The sequence below is a fragment of the Streptomyces sp. NPDC043746 genome, assembly GCF_056436485.1.
The window spans coordinates 1-17,931 of record NZ_JBWKCM010000033.1; the positions used below are offsets into that span (position 1 = coordinate 1).

Genomic DNA, 17,931 nt, shown 5'->3' on the forward strand with positions numbered 1-17,931 from the left:
TGCCCTTGGCGGCTGCCTTGCTCTTCCGCCCGTGACGAGTAGGGTGACCTCCGCCGTGCGCCCCCCCCCCCCCCCCCTCTCCCCTCCTCCCCCCCCACCCCCCCCCCCCCCCCCACACCCCCCCCCCCCCCCCCCCCCCCCCCCCCCCCCGGGCCCGCGCGCAGACCGCGCAGGGGCAGGAGGGGCGGGGCAGCCCCTCGGGGGCTCCGGTGCCGAGCAGAGTCAGTTCCACACCTTGATCCTCCCGTGTTCCCCCGCCAGCTGCGCGCCCGGCTAGGCTGCGGGCAGCAACTGACCCAGGATCGGGCAGCAACGGGACCCAGGAGGCGGACATGGCGTGGACGTGGCGGTTCGAGAAGTCCGACGGTACGGAGACGGAGCCGGCGCTGCAGCCGGAGGAGTTCACCACCCAGGGCGACGCGGAGTCCTGGATCGGGGAGTACTGGAAGGAACTGCTGGAGGGCGGTGCCGCCCAGGTGACGCTCTTCGAGGACTCGACGAAGATCTACGGCCCGATGAGTCTCCAGGCCGACGGCGCCTGAGGCTCGCTCGGCGGAAGGGGCGGTACGGGAGGTTCCGTACCGCCCCTTCGCCCACTCGTCGTCCTCAGATCTCCCCGAGCGTGACTTCTGCCGTCCTGCTGTCGCCGCCCCGGGTGTACGTCACCGTCACCTTGTCGCCCGGCTTGTCACCCGCCAGCGCCTCGGAGAGCGAGGTGACCGTGGTGACCTCCGAGTCCCCGACCTTCGTGATGATGTCCCCGGCCCGCAGCCCTGCCTCGTCCGCGGCCCCGCCCCGGTCCACGCTGACCAGCGCGACCCCGGCGGGCCGGTAGGAGTCGTCGACGACCGTACGGCCGGTGATGTTCAGCGCGGCCCGGCCCGAGTCGGTGACCCGGCCGTCCTTGATGATCTGGTCCGCGACCGTCCGTACCATCGAGACGGGGATCGCGAACCCGATGCCGGGTGCCGCGCTGTCGCCCAGCTGCGGGTCGGTCGCCGCGAGGGTGGGAATGCCGATCACCTCGCTCCGCAGGTTGACCAGCGCCCCGCCGCTGTTGCCCGGGTTGATCGCAGCCGAGGTCTGCACCATGTTGGCGATGGTCGCGCCCGTGCCGCCACCCGACCGGCTCTCGCTCACCGTCCGGCCGAGCGCCGAGACGATGCCCTGGGTGACGCTGCTGGAGAGTCCGAGCGGCGAACCCATCGCCATCACGATCTGCCCGACCTCGACCTTCTCCGCGTCGCCGAACTTCGCCGGCTTCAGCGCGTCGGGCACCTCGTCGAGCTTGATGACCGCGAGGTCCTGCTCCGGATAGGAGGAGACCAGGGAGGCGTCCAGCACCGCCTCCCCGGTGGCGACGGTGACCTTGAACGACTTCTCGTCGCCGATCACATGCGCGTTGGTGACGATATGGCCCTTGTCGTCGTAGACGATCCCGGAACCGAGGCCGTCCGACGCGTCGATCTGCACCACCGAGGGCAGCACGTCGTTGATGACGGCCTGGTAGGCGCTCTCCAGGTCGGCGATGTCCCGGGTCACGGAGCCCTGGGCCGTGCCGGAGGGGGTGGCCTCCGGAGCGGCGGGGGCGGCGGCCGGACCCGCGCCGGAGCACCCGGCGGCCAGGGCGAGGGCGCAGGCACCCGCGGAGAGGGGCAGCAGCAGACGCCGTACGCGGCCGGGGGAGCGGCGAGCCGAGAGGGACGCGTCGTCCAGAACCGGAATCTCCATAACCGGAGTCTGCTGCCCCCACCCTTTCGAGGGCCTGCGCTGATGGGCCGAACGAGGGCCGCCCGAACGCCACCCCCGTACGACCGGAGAGCCACCCCGTACGGCCGGAGAGCCACCCCGTACGGCCGGAGAGCCACCCCGTACGGCCGGAGACGCCCCCGTGTCCCCTGCCGGCCTCCTAGCCGCGCACCCCGCACAGGTGCAGCAGTGCCGCCACGCTCCGGTACGGGTCGGTCCGCGCCGCCCGGTCCTCCAGGGCCAGCACCCGCTCCAGCTCCCCGGACGGCAACTCGGTGCCGTCGGCCACGTGGTCCGTGAACACCCGCACCCCGTACCAGGCGTGCAGCGGGGCGGCGATCCCGGCCAGGGTGGCCCGCAGCGCGTCGAGCCGGTCGGCCCGCACGGTGGTGCCGAGGCGATCGGTGTACGTGGCGGAGTCGAAGGCCGCCAGGGCCGCGCCGAAGTCACCGGCGAGCGCGGGACGCATCGCGAGCGCGTCCGCGTTCCGTACGAGCAGGGAGAGCAGGCCGCCCGGGGCCAGCATCCGGGCCAGCCCGGCCAGCATCGCGTCGGGCTCCTCGACGTACATCAGCACGCCATGGCAGAGCACCACGTCGAAGCTGCCCGGCAGGAAGTGCACACCGGTCTCCCGGCCGTCCCCCTCGATCAGCCGGACCCGCTCCCGGATGCCTTCGGGCTCGGTCGACAGGGCCTCACGGGCCGCGTCGAGCAGGGCGGTGTCCGACTCCAGACCGGTCACCGAGTGGCCGGCCCGCGCGAGCCGCAGCGCCTGGAAGCCCCGGCCCATGCCGACGTCCAGGACCCGCAGCCGCTGTCCGACCGGGAAGCGCCCGGCTATCTGCTCGTCCAGCTGCCGGGCGACCAGCTCCTGGCGGACGGTGTCCCGCACGGATCCGGGGCTCGCCGGACAGAGCCCGGTGGCGCCGGAGACCGTGCTCAGGGCCGCTCTCCGCGCTTGACCTGCGGCTTCGGGAGCCGCAGCCGACGCATCTGGAGCGTGCGCATCAGACCGTAGGCGACGGCACCGCGCTTGGGCGTGTCCGGGAAGCGCTCCCGCAGCTGCTTCTTCAGCCGGATCGACAGACCGATCGAGTCGACCACGATCAGGATGATCACACCCATCCAGAGCAGCAGCGAGATGCTCTGGATGTTCTGCACCTGGATCACGCTGAGGATCAGGATGATCACGGCGAGCGGCAGGAACCACTCGGCGACGCAGAAACGCGAGTCCACGTAGTCACGGACGAAGCGCCGCACCGGGCCCTTGTCGCGGACCGGGAGATAGCGCTCGTCGCCCGAGGCCAGTGCCTCGCGCTGGCGGGCCAGGTCGGCTCGGCGCGCTTCGCGCTGGCGCTTCACGGCCGCCTTGCGGTCGGTCGGCGCGCTGGACGCGGCGCGTCGGCGCTGCGTCTGGGCCTCGCTGCGCTTGGGGGTGGGGCGACCCTTGGGAGCCTGCGGGTCGCGGGGCTGCTTGGAGAGGTCCGCCGTCACCTGATCGGTGGGGGCCTTCTCTGTCTTGGCACGGCTACGGAACACAAAACCCAAGGGTACGGGGTCGGCCCCCGGACTCGTGGACCCGGGCGGGAACGATACGGCAACGGACGGCGTCCCTGTAGGCACCTGATGCGCCCCTGTGGGCGCCTGCCGGGGGCGGAACGGGCCTTGACCACCGGTTTCCCCGACCGCCACCTACACCCTGGGCGGGAGCTCCGCCGGGTGCACTCGTCCTTGGGGAGGAGCACATCCGCACGCGAACAGTGCGGTAATAGAGGCAGGGCCCGTACTGTGGGTTCTATCGGGAGTGCTGGAGCTCAGTCCGTCAGAAGGGGGCGCGCGAAGCCCATGAGCGGTGTCATGAAGCGTATGGGGATGCTTTTCCGCGCGAAGGCAAACAAGGCCCTTGACCGGGCCGAGGATCCGCGCGAGACCCTGGATTACTCGTACCAGAAGCAGCTGGAGCTGCTTCAGAAGGTGCGTCGCGGCGTCGCCGACGTGGCGACGTCCCGCAAGCGCCTGGAGCTGCAGCTCAACCAGCTGCAGGGCCAGTCGTCCAAGCTGGAGGACCAGGGCCGCAAGGCGCTGGCCCTGGGCCGCGAGGACCTGGCGCGTGAGGCGCTGTCCCGGCGCGCCGCCCTCCAGCAGCAGGTCACCGACCTGGAGACGCAGCACACGACGCTGCAGGGCGAGGAGGAGAAGCTCACCCTCGCGGCCCAGCGGCTCCAGGCCAAGGTCGACGCCTTCCGCACCAAGAAGGAGACCATCAAGGCGACCTACACGGCGGCCCAGGCGCAGACCCGGATCGGTGAGGCCTTCTCCGGCATCTCCGAGGAGATGGGCGACGTCGGCCTCGCGATCCAGCGGGCCGAGGACAAGACGCAGCAGCTCCAGGCGCGGGCCGGTGCCATCGACGAGCTGCTCGCCTCGGGCGCCCTGGACGACCCGACCGGCACGGCGAAGGACGACATCGCCGCCGAGCTGGACCGGATCTCCGGCGGCTCGGACGTGGAGCTGGAGCTCCAGCGCATGAAGGCCGAGCTGGCCGGCGGCTCCTCGTCCTCGCAGCAGGCCATCGAGGGTGGTGCCCAGGGCACGCAGCAGTCGCAGCAGTCCCCGCACAAGTTCGACAAGCAGTAGTGAGGGCGGCGTCATGATCGTACGGATCATGGGGGAGGGCCAGGTCAAGCTGGCCGACAGTCACTTCGCCGAGCTGAACGAGCTGGACGATCTCCTGCTCAAGGAGATGGACAGCGGCGACGGTCCCGGCTTCCGCACCACGCTCAACGCGCTGCTCGACAAGGTGCGTGAGCTGGGCACTCCGCTGCCCGACGACTCCCTGGAGCCGTCGGAGCTGATCCTGCCCGCACCCGACGCGACCCTCGAAGAGGTGCGCGCGATGCTCAGCGACGACGGACTCATCCCGAACTGAATGCCGGAGGGGCCCCTCCACCAGCACTCGTACAGCACGTGTACGCCCGCCCGTGCCCCGCGCCCGGTCCGGTCCGCCGACCACCGACGCGGGGCACCGCGCTGTCCGGGCGCACCGGCCGTGGTCGCACGGTTCCGCAGGCGTACCGCCGTACCGGCACCCGGCGGAGACGGTTCCGTACGCGACACGCCGTACCGTTGCTGCACGTGACCACCCTCCCCTCCGGGTTCGCACGGGCCCGCCGCTGGCTTCGGGACCATCCGCTCGCGTTCGACGCGGCCCTGGCGTTCTGCGTCCTGACGGCCATGATCTGCGGTTCGTTCGCGGACCCGGGCAAGGGCCACGGGCCGTCGTTCGGGACCCGGACGCCCGAGGTCTTCAGCGTGCTGCTGATGGTGCTCGCCGCCTCGGCCCTCGTGCTGCGGCGGCGACGGCCCATGCCGGTGCTCGCGGTGACCGGGGGCCTCGCGGCCACCGAGTACATCTTCGTGGACCCGCCCGCCCCGGTGGTGATGAGCGCCGTCATCGCGCTCTACACCGTCGCCTCGCGCACCGACCGCCCCACCACCTGGCGGGTCGGCCTGCTGACCATGGGCGTCCTGACGGTGGCCGCGATGGCCTTCGGCTCGACGCCCTGGTACAGCCAGGAGAACCTGGGTGTCTTCGCCTGGACCGGGATGGCGTCGGCCGCCGGGGACGCCGTACGCAGCCGCCGCGCCTTCGTCGACGCGATCCGGGAGCGGGCGGAGCGGGCCGAGCGTACGAGGGAGGAGGAGGCCCGGCGCCGGGTCGCGGAGGAGCGGCTGCGGATCGCCCGGGACCTCCACGACGTGGTCGCCCACCACATCGCCCTGGTCAACGTGCAGGCCGGGGTCGCCGCCCACGTCATGGACAGGCGCCCCGACCAGGCCAAGGAGGCGCTCGCCCACGTCCGCGAGGCCAGCCGCTCCGCGCTCAACGAACTCCGGGTCACCGTCGGGCTGCTCCGCCAGTCCGGCGACCCCGAGGCCCCCACCGAACCGGCCCCCGGCCTCGCCGTCCTGGACGAGCTGGTGGCCACCTTCCGCAACGCCGGGCTCCCCGTCGAGGTGGTGGGAGCCGACCGGGCCCCCCGCCTCCCGGCCGCCGTCGACCTGGCCGCGTACCGGGTCATCCAGGAGGCCCTGACCAACGTACGCAAGCACGCGGGCGCCGGGGCCAGGGCCGAGGTCAGCGTCGTACAGGTCGGAACCACCGCAGAGATCACGGTCCTGGACGACGGGCGGGGGAGTGCGGCCGACCGACCGGACCCGGAGAGCGAGGCCGCCCCCGGCGGCGGTGGCCACGGCCTGCTCGGCATGCGCGAACGCGTCACCGCCCTCGGCGGGGCCCTCACGGCGGGACCTCGGTACGGGGGAGGGTTCCGGGTCCATGCGATCCTGCCCGTCGAGGCCCGCACCGGTGCGGGGGCCCGCACCAGCGAACCGGAACCGCCCGGCCCGGCGGCCACGACGGGGGAGCGCCGATGACGCAGTCCGTACCACAGCCCGTACGGGCACCTGAAGCACTCGGGGCACCGGAAACACTGGGGGCGCCCGGGGCACCCGAGGCGCCCATCAGAGTGCTGCTGGCCGACGACCAGGCCCTGCTGCGCAGCGCGTTCCGGGTGCTGGTGGACTCCGAGCCCGGCATGGAGGTCGTGGGCGAGGCGGCCGACGGGGCCGACGCCGTGGAGCTGGCCCGGACGACCGCCCCCGACGTCGTGCTGATGGACATCCGGATGCCGGGCACGGACGGGCTCGCCGCCACGCGCATGATCAGCGCCGACCCGGCGCTCGCGGCGGTCCGGGTGGTCATGCTCACCACCTTCGAGGTCGACGAGTACGTGGTGCAGGCCCTGCGCGCCGGAGCCTCCGGCTTCCTCGGCAAGGGCGCCGAGCCCGACGAACTGCTCAACGCGATCCGGGTCGCGGCGGCGGGAGAGGCGCTGCTCTCCCCGGCGGCGACCAAGGGGCTCATCGCCACCTTCCTGGCCCAGGGCGGGAGTTCACCGGCGGGGGACGGGCCGGAGAGCACGCAGTACGCGGAGCGGCTGGCCGCGCTCACCGTGCGCGAGCGGGAGGTGCTGGTCCTGGTGGCGGGCGGCCTCTCCAACGACCGGATCGCGGAGCGGCTGTCGGTCAGTCCGCTCACGGTCAAGACGCATGTGAACCGGGCGATGGCGAAGGTGGCGGCCCGAGACCGGGCACAACTGGTCGTCATCGCCTACGAATCGGGTCTGGTACGCCCCCGGGTGGAGTGAGGGGGCCGGGGCGGTGCGGAACCGAGGACGCGGCCGAGGCCCGGGCGTCGCGAAGAAGAAGGCCGCCAGGCGCGCGGCCACGGCAGGCACCCCGGACCAGCCCCAGCCGAAGGAGCCCAGGGAGGCCGAGCCCGCGACGGCCTGACGACAGGGCGGAGGGGCCCGTCCCGCGCACGGGCGTGGGACGGGCCCCTCCGGGTTCCCCGTCTACTTGATCGAGGAGACGAACGCGTTCCAGGCGGGGGCCTGGATGGTGAGTGCGGGCCCGGTGGGGTTCTTGCTGTCGCGTACGGGGACGAGTCCGGGGAAGTCGTCACTGACCTGGACGCATTCGCCGCCGTTGGAGTTGCTGTAGCTGCTGCTCCGCCACTGGGCGGTGCTCAGCTCGGGGGAGTGGTTCATGATCGGTAGCCCTTCATCGCGGTACGAATCCGTTCCGCCGACTCGTCCAGCGTCAGGGAGTTGGCCCGCAGCACCTCGTACTGCCGCCGCCACCTCTTCACCGCAGCCGGATCCTCGTAGAGATGACCAGCTTCGATGCCCTCCTCGTATGCCACGGAAGCGCCATCCGGCAGGGTCAGCAGAGTCAGCGCGCCACCCAGCAGCGAGTGAGATCCCGCACCGAACGGCATGACCTGAACCTTACTGCTCGGCGTGTCCACCTGCTCCAGCAGCGAAGCCAGTTGCTCGCGCATGCAGTCCCGGCTCCCCATGGGCCGTAGCAGCACGCTCTCGTCGATGATGGCCCACCGGAACGGCGGCTGTTCCGACCGGAGCCGCGCCTGGCGTGACATCCGCGCGGTGACACGTTCCTCGACCACCTCGGGGCTGAGATCCTCCTGGCAGCGGAGGAAGGCTCGCGCGTACTCCTCCGTCTGCAACAACCCCGGCAGCGCCTGCGCGCCGTACTGCTCTATCACCTCCGCCCGGAACTCGAAACCCATGTAGCGCTTGTACTGGTCCGGATGGATCTCGTGCCGGGCCAACTCGTACAGCCCGTGGAAGTGCTTGCCGGTCCCGAAGGCGAGGTCCAGCCGGTCCGGGATGTCCGGCGGCGGCATCAGCTCGGCCGTCTCGATGCGGCCCAGCGTGCTCTTGCTGGAGTTCACGATGCCCGCGAGCTGGACGAGGGACAGGCCCGCGCCCTCGCGGTGGCGGCGCTGCTCCGAACCGAAGTAGTGACGGGCGGAGCGGTAGGGGGTGAGGGGCTGGGGTTTGAACGTCACGTGCGTGCCTTTCGTGCGTCCCGTTCCCAAGGCCGGGACGGCGGCGCCCTGTTGGGGAGGGGTTCCCCAGGGCGACGATTGCGGCACACACCGTAACCGTCCTCGTGTGCGGCGCACCAGAGGGCCTTCTCCGGAGGTAGGGACCGAGATGATGTTCGACGGCAAGGGCCGTGCCATGCGACTGCTCCCGTGGACCAACGAGTTCGGGGCGCCGTGCTGGCTCAGCACGACGAACCCGGACGGCCGCATCTCCCGGATGGCCGACCAGCTGGAGGCCTCCATGATCGCCTCGGCCGAGGAAGTGCTGGCCGAGGCGCGGGAGTTGCTGGCGGACGCTGTGGTGGGGGAGCAGGAGCTGCGGTTCGCCGGTGCCCGGCTCGCCGAGTCGCTGGGGGACACCCTGCGGATCGCGGAGAGCCGGGGCGGGCGGCTGGAGAGTGAGGGCTGAGGCACAGGGCCACCCGTCGGCCTCAGCCCTCGTCGCCGCCCAGGGCCTCGATGATCCGGTTCAGCGCCTCCCCCCTCCGTTCGGGGTGGCGGGAGGTGACGGCCAGGGCCTCGTTCAGGAGGCGGGTGCGGGTCCGCTCGTCGGCCTTGTGCCGGAGGGCGGCCAGGTCGTCCGGGTCGAATCCGCGCGTCTCGCCCGAGAGGACCAGGGCCATCTGGGCGTGGGTGAGCGAGGAGAGGCGGTCGCCGAAGACCTGGCCCTCGATGCCTCCGGCGTGCATCAGGGAGGGGCCGTCCCCGGCCTCCAACGAGCGGTCCACATATGCCTGGAGGGCCTCGCGGTCCTCCACCAGGCGGTACGCGGCGTCCAGGCCCTCCGCGCGGCCGATGTCGAGCATGGCGACGTGGGCCAGGGGGGTGTCCTGGGGCGGCTCCACGGTCAGCAGGCGCGGGTGCTCCTCCAGGTAGGCACGCGATTCCGCCCAGTCCGCGCACTCCAGCCACTCCGCCAGCTGCTCCGCCAGGATCAGCGGGTCGTAGGCGGCGGTCACCCCGTGGACCAGCACCGCGTCCCGGAGCGTCGCGTGCCGCTGGGCGCCGTGCGGGTCCAGGATCGCCAGCTCGTCCAGGGCCGTCGCCGCCTCCTCGCCGCCCAGCACCTGGGCGTTGCCGGACCAGAAGTCGCGCGAGCGGGGCCAGTTGGGCGCGAACATCCAGGCACTGACCAGGTCCAGGGTCTCCGGCCGCACGGCGAGCCAGTCCGGCACGGGCGTGAACGTCTCCTCCTCCCACACCGTGTGCACCGCCGCCAGGTCCCCGTACGAGCGCAGCGCCTGCCGGGCCCGTACGGTCACGGCGTCCGGGCTCCCGGCCTGCTGCCCGTCCTCGTCGAGCCACTGCACCAGCTCCGCCAGCCCGGCCTCCGGCCAGGGGGCGGGGCAGCGCAGCAGGAAGGCGTTCCGCTCCACGACCAGGCGGCGGGCGACCGCCGGATCGGCCTCGGTGAACTCCTTGACGAGCCTGTCGAACTCCTCGACCGCCGCTGCGTGCCTGCCGGTACGTCCGAGCGCCCCGGTCAGGTCGTCCAGAGCCGCGACCAGGGGCGTGGCCGAGGCGGGAGAGGGGCCCGGCCGGTCCGCCGCCAGCCGGCGGTTGAGCGTCACCGACTCCCCGAACGCCTCCACCGCCCCCTCCGCGTCCCCCTCCAGCTCCACATACGTGCCGAGCATCCGGAGGGCCCCGGCCAACTCCTCCTCCGCCCCCTCCCCATGGGCCCGCAGCAGTGCGACGGCCTCCCGCACCGGGGGCAGGGCACCTACCGGGTCCCCGGTGTCCGCCAGGCACCGGGCCCGTGTGCGCAGCGCGGCGGCGAGCCCCGGACGGAACGCCTCCACGTGCTCCGCCGCCAGCTCGCGGCAGAGCGCCACGGCCTCCTCCGCCACCCGCAGCCCGGCCACCGGCTCGCCGGCCCGGGCGAGGTGACCGGCCAGGCGGTCCAGCGCCGTGGCCAGCTCCGGGCGGAAGACGGCCGGTCGCCCGTCGGCGAGTCCCCGGAAGAGGCTCACGGCCTCCGCCGTCGCCTGGACCGTCCCCCAGGCGTCGCTCACGGCCGCGCGGTGTCCGCCCAGGGTGCGCAGGGCGGCGGCGAGCCGCGGGAGGTAGGCCTCCGGCTGGTCCGCGGCCAGGTCCCGGAGGAGCCCCACCGCCTCCTCGGCCCGGGGCACGGCCTTCACCGCCTCGCCGGACCCGGCCAGATGCCCGGCGTACCGCAGCAGGTACTCCACGAGCGCCGGTACGGACGCCCCCGGCTGCTCTTCGTCGATCAGCTCCCGCTGGAGCCGTACGGCCTGCTTCGCGAAGGGCGCGGCGGCCGCCCGGTCCCCGGCGGCGGCGACCCGGTCGCCCAGCGCGCTCATGGTCAGGGCCAGCTCCGCCTGGTAGTCGCCCGGGCGCTCCATGCCCAGCTCGGCGTAGATCCGCGCGGCGTCCTTCGCCGGGGGCAGGGCGCCGCCGGTGTCCCCCGCGGCGGCGAGCCGTTCCGACCACCGGTGCAGCGCTTCGGCCAGCGCGGGCAGGAAACCGCCGGGACGGCCGTCGTCGAGGGACTGGTAGATGACGGCCGCCTCCTCGGCGGGCGCGACGGCTCCCTGGGCGTCCCCGGCCTCGGCGCGGAGCGTGGAGAGGACGCCGAGGGCGGCGGCCAGGTCGGGTCGGCCGGTGGCGGGGTCCTTCTCGGCTGCGTCGCGCCGGTTCCGCACCTCCTCCTCCGCCCGCGGCAGATCCCAGCCCGCCGCCCCCGCACCCGTGCCGCGCGCCTCGTCGCCCGCGCTCGTGCCCGTCCCACGGTCCTCGTCACTCATGCCCGCCCCACTGTCGTCTCGCCGTTCGTTCCCGGTCAGCCCCGCTGCGGTGGGTAGCAGAGTAGTTACGGGGTGGAGGGGACGGGTGGCGTATGGGGAAGATTCAGCCGGTCCGGGGAGGGGCGCATGCAGCGAAAAGCCCCGGTATGCCTCAGGTGTCGGCATACCGGGGCTCTTCGGCGGACGGTGGCCCGGACTTCGGCCCGCCGGTGCCCGAGGGCAGCGGCCCGACGGGCGGCGGCGCCGCTGTTACGGCAGCGCCAGCATCCGCTCCAGCGCCAGCTTGGCGAACTTCTCCGTCTCCGGATCGACCTCGATCCGGTTGACCAGCTTGCCGTCGGCCAGCGACTCCAGCGCCCAGACCAGGTGCGGCAGGTCGATGCGGTTCATCGTCGAGCAGAAGCAGACCGTCTTGTCGAGGAAGACGATCTCCTTGTCCTCCGCGGCGAAACGGTTCGCCAGGCGGCGGACCAGGTTCAGCTCCGTACCGATGGCCCACTTCGAGCCGCGCGGGGCCGCCTCCAGCGCCTTGATGATGTACTCCGTCGAGCCCACGTAGTCCGCGGCGGCCACGACCTCGTGCTTGCACTCCGGGTGCACCAGCACGTTGACCCCGGGGATCCGGGCCCGGACGTCCTCGACGGACTCGACCGAGAAGCGTCCGTGGACCGAGCAGTGGCCGCGCCACAGGATCATCTTCGCGTCCCGCAGCTGTTCGGCGGTGAGGCCGCCGTTCGGCCTGTGCGGGTTGTAGACGACGCAGTCCTCCAGGCTCATCCCCATGTCCCGCACCGCCGTGTTGCGGCCCAGGTGCTGGTCGGGGAGGAAGAGGATCTTCTCGCCCTGCTCGAAGGCCCACTCCAGGGCCCGTTTCGCGTTGGACGAGGTGCAGATCGTGCCGCCGTGGCGACCGGTGAAGGCCTTGATGTCGGCGGAGGAGTTCATGTACGAGACGGGCACCACCCGGTCGGCGATCCCGGCGTCCGTCAGCACGTCCCAGCACTCCGCGACCTGCTCGGCCGTGGCCATGTCGGCCATCGAGCAGCCCGCCGCCAGGTCCGGCAGCACGACCGCCTGGGCGTCGGTGGTCAGGATGTCCGCGGACTCGGCCATGAAGTGCACACCGCAGAAGACGATGTACTCCGCCTCCGGGCGTGCGGCCGCGTCCCGGGCGAGCTTGAACGAGTCGCCGGTCACGTCCGCGAACTGGATGACCTCGTCGCGCTGGTAGTGGTGGCCGAGGACGAAGACCCGGTCCCCGAGCCTCTCCTTCGCCGCACGGGCCCGGGCGACCAGGTCCGGATCGGAGGGGGAGGGGAGGTCGCCGGGGCACTCGACGCCTCGTTCGCTCCTCGGGTCGGCCTCGCGGCCGAGCAGCAGCAGCGCGAGGGGTGTCGGCTGTACGTCCAGGGGCTGGGCCGTGGTCACGTCACGCACCCTTTCTTCTCTGCGTTCTGCTCTGCGCTTCGGCGAACGCGCCTTTTCGTCTATTTGACGCTATCTATCATAGCTCCTTCGTGTCACTTTGACGATGCCGATAGCGTCGATGTGACGCATCCCCCGGGCGAGCGGGTGTGCGAGCATGAAAAGGAACAGACACGCGCTTGGCCCGGAATGAATCCGCGGCTGAGACGGTTGAACCGTCGGCAAGCAGTCCGAACAACCCGGGAGAGAAGCAGATGTCCGTATCGGACGAGACCACCAAGGTGAGCGACGGCATCCTCCTGTCCGACGCCGCCGCAGCCAAGGTCAAGGCCCTGCTGGAGCAGGAAGGCCGCGAGGACCTGGCGCTGCGCGTAGCCGTCCAGCCCGGCGGTTGCTCGGGCCTGCGCTACCAGCTCTTCTTCGACGAGCGCTCGCTCGACGGGGACGTCGTCAAGGACTTCGACGGCGTCAAGGTCGTCACCGACCGGATGAGCGCCCCGTATCTGGGCGGCGCCTCCATCGACTTCGTCGACACCATCGAGAAGCAGGGCTTCACGATCGACAACCCCAACGCCACCGGCTCCTGCGCCTGCGGCGACTCGTTCAGCTAAACGCTGCGAGAGCGCGTACGAGGTGTGAGGGCGGCCCCGGGATCCTCTCCCGGGGCCGCCCTCGTGTGTTCCGTGCGTTCACGCCATGCTCAGCCGCGCGGCACCGTCGCCCCGCTCTCCGCGTCGATCACCGTACGGTCGCCCAGCGGCTTCTCCAGCGTCACCGTCCGCTTCAGCTCCTTGGCGATCATGATGCAGGCGCCGTCCTTCTGCGGCTTCTCCGTGATGGTGATCCGCACCTGCCCCGGGCTCTCCTCGGCGCTCGCCGTGTAGGTGGAGCACACCCCGCCCCAGAAGGTCACCTCCAGCGTCCGGCCGTCGGCCGCGTAAGAGGTCGCCTTCCGGTCGCCCGAGGGCGTCGGCGTGGCGGGCTTCTCGACGAACTCCGGCGCCACCGCGATCTGCGTCACCGTGCTCTCCGGGCCACCCGACCCCTGCCGGACCTGGAACAGCCACGACGGCACGAGGGTCTGCCGGCCCTCCACATAGCTCAGGGCCAGCCCGAACACGGCGTCCTCGACCGTGTGCTGCACCGGGGCGCGCTTGCCGTTCGACGGCACGCACTGCGGGTCGGTCGGCTTCGGCTCGCCCTCCAGCGGTACGGGAGTGGCGCAGCCGCCGATGTCCCGGCTCGCCTCCCCCTTGGCCCGGCCCGCCTCGTTGAGCTGGTTCAGCGCAGCCTCGGCCCCGATCACGGGGTAGGTGGCACCCTTCTCCAGGGCCTTGAGCTGCCCGCTGCCCCCGGCCACCGCGCCGTCCGGCCCGATCTGCACCCCGGTCGTCCAGCCGTGGGTGGGCAACCCGTCCACCTTGGGATCCGCGTTCACCACGCGTACGTCCCCCATCAGCTGGGCCGCGTCCAGCGACGCGTCCTCCTGGCCGACGGCCTTCAGCACGGGCGCGGCGGCGGCCTTCGCGGCCTGTTCGCTCACCGGCTTCCCGTCCGCCTCCGGCGCGCCCTGGTTGGCGCACATCCTGCCCGGCTCGCACGGCTCCACGGGCGTGGTGCGGGCGAACGTCCAGGTGCCCGGAGCCTGCTTGGTGACCTTCAGCAGCGCACCGGGCCCGTCCTCGTCACCGACCACCCAGGACGCGCCCGCGGTCCGCGGGGTCCCCGGGATGCCGAGCGCCTCCGCCAGCCGGGCCACCTCCCCCGGGGCGACCGTGCCCGTCGCGCGGTGCACCGCCGCCTTGTCGGGGCCCTCGGGGAGCTTGCCCTCCGCCCGGTAGACCGCCGGCGGACCGTTCGGGTCCGGTTCGCCCGGGGCGATGCCCGGGGGAGGCGTGCTCGGGTCGCCGGGGGTGGCCGGGGCGGCCTCGGCGGCGTCCAGCGCCAGCACGGGGGCCGCGTCGCGGGAGGGGCTCCCGCCGTTGTCCGCCGCGCCGCCACCGGAGGCGGTGGCGGCCCAGTAGGCCCCGCCGCCCCCGGCCAGCAGCACCGCTGCCGCCACCGAGGCCACCGCGAGCGGCGTACGCCGCCGCCGGGGGCCGGTCACGTCGTTGTCGGGTCGCTCGGTGCTCACCGGATCGCTCCTTCGACTGCGTTGCCGTCGCGTCCACTACCGCGTGCCCCCGGACGGGGACACCGGTGGGACGGAGCGGAGGAGCGAGCGGTTCCCCAGGGGCTCCCGCGCACCGCCGAACGGGGCGTCTCCCTGTACGGTTCCCACCGAAACGCGAGCGGTTCACGCCGAAAACGCGAGGAAACGCGCCGAAGACGCGCCGGTAGGCGCCGGGGACCGGCCCGAAGGCCTCGGCAGGCCCGGCCGACCGGCTCCGGACGGCGGGTGCGGCCGCCGGACCGAGCCTGCGGATCCGGCCCGGATCAGCCTCCGCGGCGGGCCGTACCCGGTCCTTGCGGGCCGTACCCGGCGCCCGCGGGCCGGAGCCGGACCCGTAGGGCCTGCCCGGGCCCCGACGGCCGGACCCGACGTCCGTAGGCCCTGCTCAGTCCCCGTACTCGGACATCGCGTCCACCAGCCGCGCCGACGCGGGCGGCACCGTGACCCCGTGGATCAGCGACGGCTCGACCGGCGTGACCACGGTCCTCTCGGGTGCGGCCCAGTGCGGGGCCATGCGCGCGCAGTCCCCGCGCAGCTCGGCCAGGCTCACTTCGGACTCCCGCGTTGCGGTGTGCTTCGACATAACCGCACCGTAACCACGGTCACGCTCAGGTAGAAAGCCCTACTATCGGGTAGTTTTCCCTTTTCCCGGCCGGAGGGGTCACCCGGTAGCGTGAACTGTCACGCCGTCCCGGAGGGCGCACCTCGGCCCTTCGCCTTCCGCAGGAGAAGCCTCCCCGTGCGTATCGCAGTCACCGGCTCCATCGCCACCGACCACCTCATGACCTTCCCCGGCCGCTTCGCCGACCAGCTGGTCGCGGATCAGCTGCACACGGTCTCCCTCTCCTTCCTGGTCGACAACCTCGATGTGCGCCGGGGCGGTGTCGCCGCCAACATCTGCTTCGGCATGGGGCTGCTCGGCACGAAGCCGATCCTCGTGGGCGCCGCGGGCTCCGACTTCGACGAGTACCGCGCCTGGCTCGACCGGCACGGCGTGGAGACCGGCTCGGTCCGGATCTCCGAGGTCCTGCACACCGCCCGCTTCGTCTGCACCACCGACGCCGACCACAACCAGATCGGCTCCTTCTACACGGGCGCGATGAGCGAGGCCCGCCTGATCGAGCTGAAGAGCGTCGCGGACCGGGTCGGCGGGCTCGACCTCGTCTCGATCGGCGCGGACGACCCGGAGGCGATGCTCCGCCACACCGAGGAGTGCCGCTCGCGGAACATCCCGTTCGCCGCCGACTTCTCCCAGCAGATCGCGCGCATGGACGGCGAGGAGATCCGCATCCTGCTGGACGGCGCCACGTACCTCTTCTCCAACGAGTACGAGAAGGGGCTCATCGAGTCCAAGACCGGCTGGAGCGACGAGGAGATCCTCGCCAAGGTCGGCCACCGGGTCACCACCCTCGGCTCCCGCGGTGTCCGGATCGAGAAGGCCGGCGAGCCGGTCGTCGAGGTCGGCTGCCCGGAGGAGGAGGCCAAGGCCGACCCGACCGGTGTCGGCGACGCCTTCCGCGCGGGCTTCCTCTCCGGTCTCGCCTGGGGCGTCGGCCTGGAGCGCGCCGCCCAGGTCGGCTGCATGCTCGCCACGCTGGTCATCGAGACGGTCGGCACCCAGGAGTACACCCTGCGCCGCACCCACTTCATGGACCGCTTCACCAAGGCGTACGGCCACGAGGCCGCCGCCGACGTCCAGCAGCACCTGAAGTAGCCCACCGGTCAGCTGAGCCGGCGGACCACATAGGCCGACCCCCGGTCCGCCGGCTCCTCGCCCACGTACTCCTGCTCGCGCATCTCGCACCAGGCGGGAATGTCGAGCCGGGCCGCCTCGTCGTCCGCGAGGACCGTCACCGTGGCACCCACCGGTACCTCCTCGATCACCTTTGCGAGTTCGATCACCGGGATCGGGCAGCGCCGACCCAGCGCGTCGACCACCAGGGACCGGGCCGGAGCGGCGGAGGGGGGCGCCGGCACCGGGGCGCCGAGCCGCTCCCGCACCTCCGCGACCACCCCGGGCACCACCTCCAGGAAGCGGTCCACGTCCGCCTCCGCCGTGCCCAGCGGCAGCGAGAGGCGCACGTTCCCCTCCGAGAGCACGCCCATCGCCTTGAGCACATGGCTCGGCTCCAACGTGCTGCTCGTACAGGACGAACCGGACGACACGGAGAACCCGTGCCGGTCCAGCTCGTGGAGGAGGGTCTCTCCGTCCACATAGAGACAGGAGAAGGTCACCAGATGCGGCAGCCGCCGCTCCGGATCGCCGACCACCTCCACATCGCCCACCCGCTCGGCCACGGCCGAGCGGATCCGGTCCACCAGCGCCCGCAGCCGCACCCCCTCGGCCGCCGCCTCGTCCCGTACCGCGCGCAGCGAGGCCGCCGCCGCCACGATCGCCGGCAGGTTCTCGAACCCCGGCGCCCGGCCCGACTCCCGTTCCCCGGCCGGGCCCTGCGGCGCGAACCGCACCCCCTTCCGTACCGCGAGCAGCCCCACCCCGGCCGGGCCGCCCCACTTGTGCGCGCTCGCCGTCAGCAGCGACCAGCCGCCCGCCACCGGACCCCACCCCAGCGACTGGGCGGCATCCACCAGCAGCGGCACCCCCGCCTCGGCGCAGAGCGCGGCCACCTCCGCCACCGGCTGCTCGGTCCCCACCTCGTGGTTGGCCGACTGGAGGCAGGCCAGCGCGGTGTCGGCCCGCAGCGCCCCGGCGTAGGCCCCCGGGTCCACCGCCCCCGAGCGCCCCACCGGCACCTGGGTCGCCGTCCCGCCCGCCGCCTCGTGCGCCGCCGCCGAATGGAGTACGGAGGAGTGCTCGACGGCCGAGAGGGCCAGATGGCGCCCGACACGCCGACGCCCCGAAAGAGCGCCGGCCACTCCCGCGTGGACGGCGGTGGTCCCCGAAGAGGTGAAGACCAGCTCGTCCGGACGGCAGCCGACCGCGTCCGCCGCGGCCTCCCGGGCGGCGTCCAGCAGCAGCCGGGCCCGCCGCCCCTCGCGGTAGAGCCGGGCGGGGTCGGCCCACCCCTCGTCCAGCGCGGCAAGCAGCGCCTGGCGTGCGACGGGGTGCAGGGGGGCGGCGGAGGCGGCGTCGAAGTAGGGCACACCGCCACGCTAGCCCGCACCGCTTCCCGCCCGGGCGCCCGGCTGCCCGACCGCCTGGCCTAGCGGGGTGTCAGATGATGGCCGGAGGCTCGGATTCCACCCCTTCGGGGAGTCGGGCGGCGCGTTGGGCACCCTCCCCGCGCGACCCCAAATAGCGTCCAGTAGGGTTTGGTCCGCATAAACATCCAAACCCCTGCCCGCGTCAGGGACGGCGACCGACCAAGCGAGACGGGCGC

At 72.8% G+C, this 17,931-nt stretch carries 18 protein-coding genes; 8 read left to right on the forward strand and 10 right to left on the reverse strand.

Annotated elements, in window-relative coordinates; genetic code table 11:
* Positions 1-332: 332 nt before the first annotated feature.
* Positions 333-542 carry a hypothetical protein gene (locus AC0682_RS27130; protein ID WP_006123939.1) on the forward strand — a complete coding sequence of 70 codons (210 nt, stop codon included), beginning with the start codon at positions 333-335 and terminating at the stop codon, positions 540-542.
* Between the two features lie 64 nt (positions 543-606).
* On the opposite strand, the gene AC0682_RS27135 is transcribed toward AC0682_RS27130, so the two are convergent.
* The 3 genes from AC0682_RS27135 to AC0682_RS27145 form a co-directional block, all read right to left on the reverse strand.
* A complete protein-coding gene (locus AC0682_RS27135; RefSeq protein WP_478535708.1) occupies positions 607-1,731 on the reverse strand; it encodes a S1C family serine protease in 1,125 nt (374 codons plus the stop codon).
* Positions 1,732-1,909: 178 nt separating this feature from the next.
* Complete coding sequence (locus AC0682_RS27140; RefSeq protein ID WP_478535762.1) at positions 1,910-2,617, reverse strand: methyltransferase domain-containing protein; 708 nt, start codon at positions 2,615-2,617, stop codon at positions 1,910-1,912.
* A gap of 71 nt (positions 2,618-2,688) precedes the next feature.
* A complete protein-coding gene (locus AC0682_RS27145; protein ID WP_254812696.1) occupies positions 2,689-3,288 on the reverse strand; it encodes a DUF3043 domain-containing protein in 600 nt (199 codons plus the stop codon).
* A gap of 318 nt (positions 3,289-3,606) precedes the next feature.
* On the opposite strand from AC0682_RS27145, the gene AC0682_RS27150 reads away from it, so the two are divergent.
* From AC0682_RS27150 to AC0682_RS27165, 4 genes are all read left to right on the forward strand, one after another.
* Positions 3,607-4,386: a PspA/IM30 family protein gene (locus tag AC0682_RS27150; RefSeq protein WP_254812697.1), complete on the forward strand. Its 780-nt coding sequence runs from the start codon at positions 3,607-3,609 to the stop codon at positions 4,384-4,386.
* A 13-nt stretch (positions 4,387-4,399) separates the two neighbouring features.
* Positions 4,400-4,678, forward strand: coding sequence for a PspA-associated protein PspAA (gene pspAA / locus AC0682_RS27155; RefSeq protein ID WP_254812698.1), 279 nt, complete (start codon positions 4,400-4,402; stop codon positions 4,676-4,678).
* A 206-nt stretch (positions 4,679-4,884) separates the two neighbouring features.
* On the forward strand, positions 4,885-6,186 hold the full coding sequence (locus tag AC0682_RS27160; protein WP_478535710.1) for a sensor histidine kinase: 1,302 nt from the start codon (positions 4,885-4,887) through the stop codon (positions 6,184-6,186).
* The gene (locus AC0682_RS27165) at positions 6,183-6,959 is read left to right on the forward strand and encodes a response regulator (protein ID WP_478535711.1); all 777 of its coding nucleotides are present in this window, start codon (positions 6,183-6,185) and stop codon (positions 6,957-6,959) included. The genes AC0682_RS27160 and AC0682_RS27165 overlap by 4 nt, the downstream gene beginning before the upstream one ends.
* Positions 6,960-7,166: 207 nt before the next feature.
* On the opposite strand, the gene AC0682_RS27170 is transcribed toward AC0682_RS27165, so the two are convergent.
* Complete coding sequence (locus tag AC0682_RS27170) at positions 7,167-7,361, reverse strand: DUF397 domain-containing protein (protein WP_478535712.1); 195 nt, start codon at positions 7,359-7,361, stop codon at positions 7,167-7,169.
* Positions 7,358-8,185, reverse strand: a complete 828-nt coding sequence (locus AC0682_RS27175) for a helix-turn-helix domain-containing protein (protein WP_478535713.1) — start codon at positions 8,183-8,185, stop codon at positions 7,358-7,360. The genes AC0682_RS27170 and AC0682_RS27175 overlap by 4 nt, the downstream gene beginning before the upstream one ends.
* Positions 8,186-8,291: 106 nt before the next feature.
* On the opposite strand from AC0682_RS27175, the gene AC0682_RS27180 reads away from it, so the two are divergent.
* Positions 8,292-8,633 carry a hypothetical protein gene (locus tag AC0682_RS27180; protein WP_478535714.1) on the forward strand — a complete coding sequence of 114 codons (342 nt, stop codon included), beginning with the start codon at positions 8,292-8,294 and terminating at the stop codon, positions 8,631-8,633.
* 22 nt (positions 8,634-8,655) lie between these two features.
* On the opposite strand, the gene AC0682_RS27185 is transcribed toward AC0682_RS27180, so the two are convergent.
* Together AC0682_RS27185 and nadA are read right to left on the reverse strand one after the other, a co-directional pair.
* Positions 8,656-10,992 carry a tetratricopeptide repeat protein gene (locus tag AC0682_RS27185; protein WP_478535715.1) on the reverse strand — a complete coding sequence of 779 codons (2,337 nt, stop codon included), beginning with the start codon at positions 10,990-10,992 and terminating at the stop codon, positions 8,656-8,658.
* Between the two features lie 249 nt (positions 10,993-11,241).
* A complete protein-coding gene (nadA, locus tag AC0682_RS27190; protein WP_478535717.1) occupies positions 11,242-12,420 on the reverse strand; it encodes a quinolinate synthase NadA in 1,179 nt (392 codons plus the stop codon).
* 251 nt (positions 12,421-12,671) lie between these two features.
* Between nadA and erpA the strand changes: the two genes are divergently transcribed.
* Positions 12,672-13,028, forward strand: coding sequence for an iron-sulfur cluster insertion protein ErpA (gene erpA, locus AC0682_RS27195; RefSeq protein ID WP_018486704.1), 357 nt, complete (start codon positions 12,672-12,674; stop codon positions 13,026-13,028).
* A gap of 89 nt (positions 13,029-13,117) precedes the next feature.
* Here the strand turns inward: erpA and AC0682_RS27200 are convergent, their stop codons facing one another.
* Together AC0682_RS27200 and AC0682_RS27205 are read right to left on the reverse strand one after the other, a co-directional pair.
* A complete protein-coding gene (locus AC0682_RS27200) occupies positions 13,118-14,551 on the reverse strand; it encodes a hypothetical protein (protein ID WP_478535719.1) in 1,434 nt (477 codons plus the stop codon).
* A gap of 424 nt (positions 14,552-14,975) precedes the next feature.
* A complete protein-coding gene (locus tag AC0682_RS27205; RefSeq protein WP_478535720.1) occupies positions 14,976-15,173 on the reverse strand; it encodes a hypothetical protein in 198 nt (65 codons plus the stop codon).
* A 156-nt stretch (positions 15,174-15,329) separates the two neighbouring features.
* Between AC0682_RS27205 and AC0682_RS27210 the strand changes: the two genes are divergently transcribed.
* Positions 15,330-16,304, forward strand: a complete 975-nt coding sequence (locus AC0682_RS27210) for a carbohydrate kinase family protein (protein WP_478535721.1) — start codon at positions 15,330-15,332, stop codon at positions 16,302-16,304.
* A gap of 8 nt (positions 16,305-16,312) precedes the next feature.
* Here the strand turns inward: AC0682_RS27210 and AC0682_RS27215 are convergent, their stop codons facing one another.
* The gene (locus AC0682_RS27215; protein WP_478535723.1) at positions 16,313-17,695 is read right to left on the reverse strand and encodes an aminotransferase class V-fold PLP-dependent enzyme; all 1,383 of its coding nucleotides are present in this window, start codon (positions 17,693-17,695) and stop codon (positions 16,313-16,315) included.
* Positions 17,696-17,931 lie beyond the last annotated feature (236 nt).

Excerpts from the sequence above, each read along its gene's own strand:
- AC0682_RS27205 (WP_478535720.1), bottom strand. The coding sequence starts at position 15,173 with ATGTCGAAGCACACCGCAACGCGGGAGTCCGAAGTGAGCCTGGCCGAG.
- erpA (WP_018486704.1), top strand. The coding sequence starts at position 12,672 with ATGTCCGTATCGGACGAGACCACCAAGGTGAGCGACGGCATCCTCCTG.
- AC0682_RS27170 (WP_478535712.1), bottom strand. The coding sequence starts at position 7,361 with ATGAACCACTCCCCCGAGCTGAGCACCGCCCAGTGGCGGAGCAGCAGC.
- AC0682_RS27185 (WP_478535715.1), bottom strand. The coding sequence starts at position 10,992 with ATGAGTGACGAGGACCGTGGGACGGGCACGAGCGCGGGCGACGAGGCG.
- AC0682_RS27135 (WP_478535708.1), bottom strand. The coding sequence starts at position 1,731 with ATGGAGATTCCGGTTCTGGACGACGCGTCCCTCTCGGCTCGCCGCTCC.
- AC0682_RS27150 (WP_254812697.1), top strand. The coding sequence starts at position 3,607 with ATGAAGCGTATGGGGATGCTTTTCCGCGCGAAGGCAAACAAGGCCCTT.
- pspAA (WP_254812698.1), top strand. The coding sequence starts at position 4,400 with ATGATCGTACGGATCATGGGGGAGGGCCAGGTCAAGCTGGCCGACAGT.
- AC0682_RS27165 (WP_478535711.1), top strand. The coding sequence starts at position 6,183 with ATGACGCAGTCCGTACCACAGCCCGTACGGGCACCTGAAGCACTCGGG.
- AC0682_RS27130 (WP_006123939.1), top strand. The coding sequence starts at position 333 with ATGGCGTGGACGTGGCGGTTCGAGAAGTCCGACGGTACGGAGACGGAG.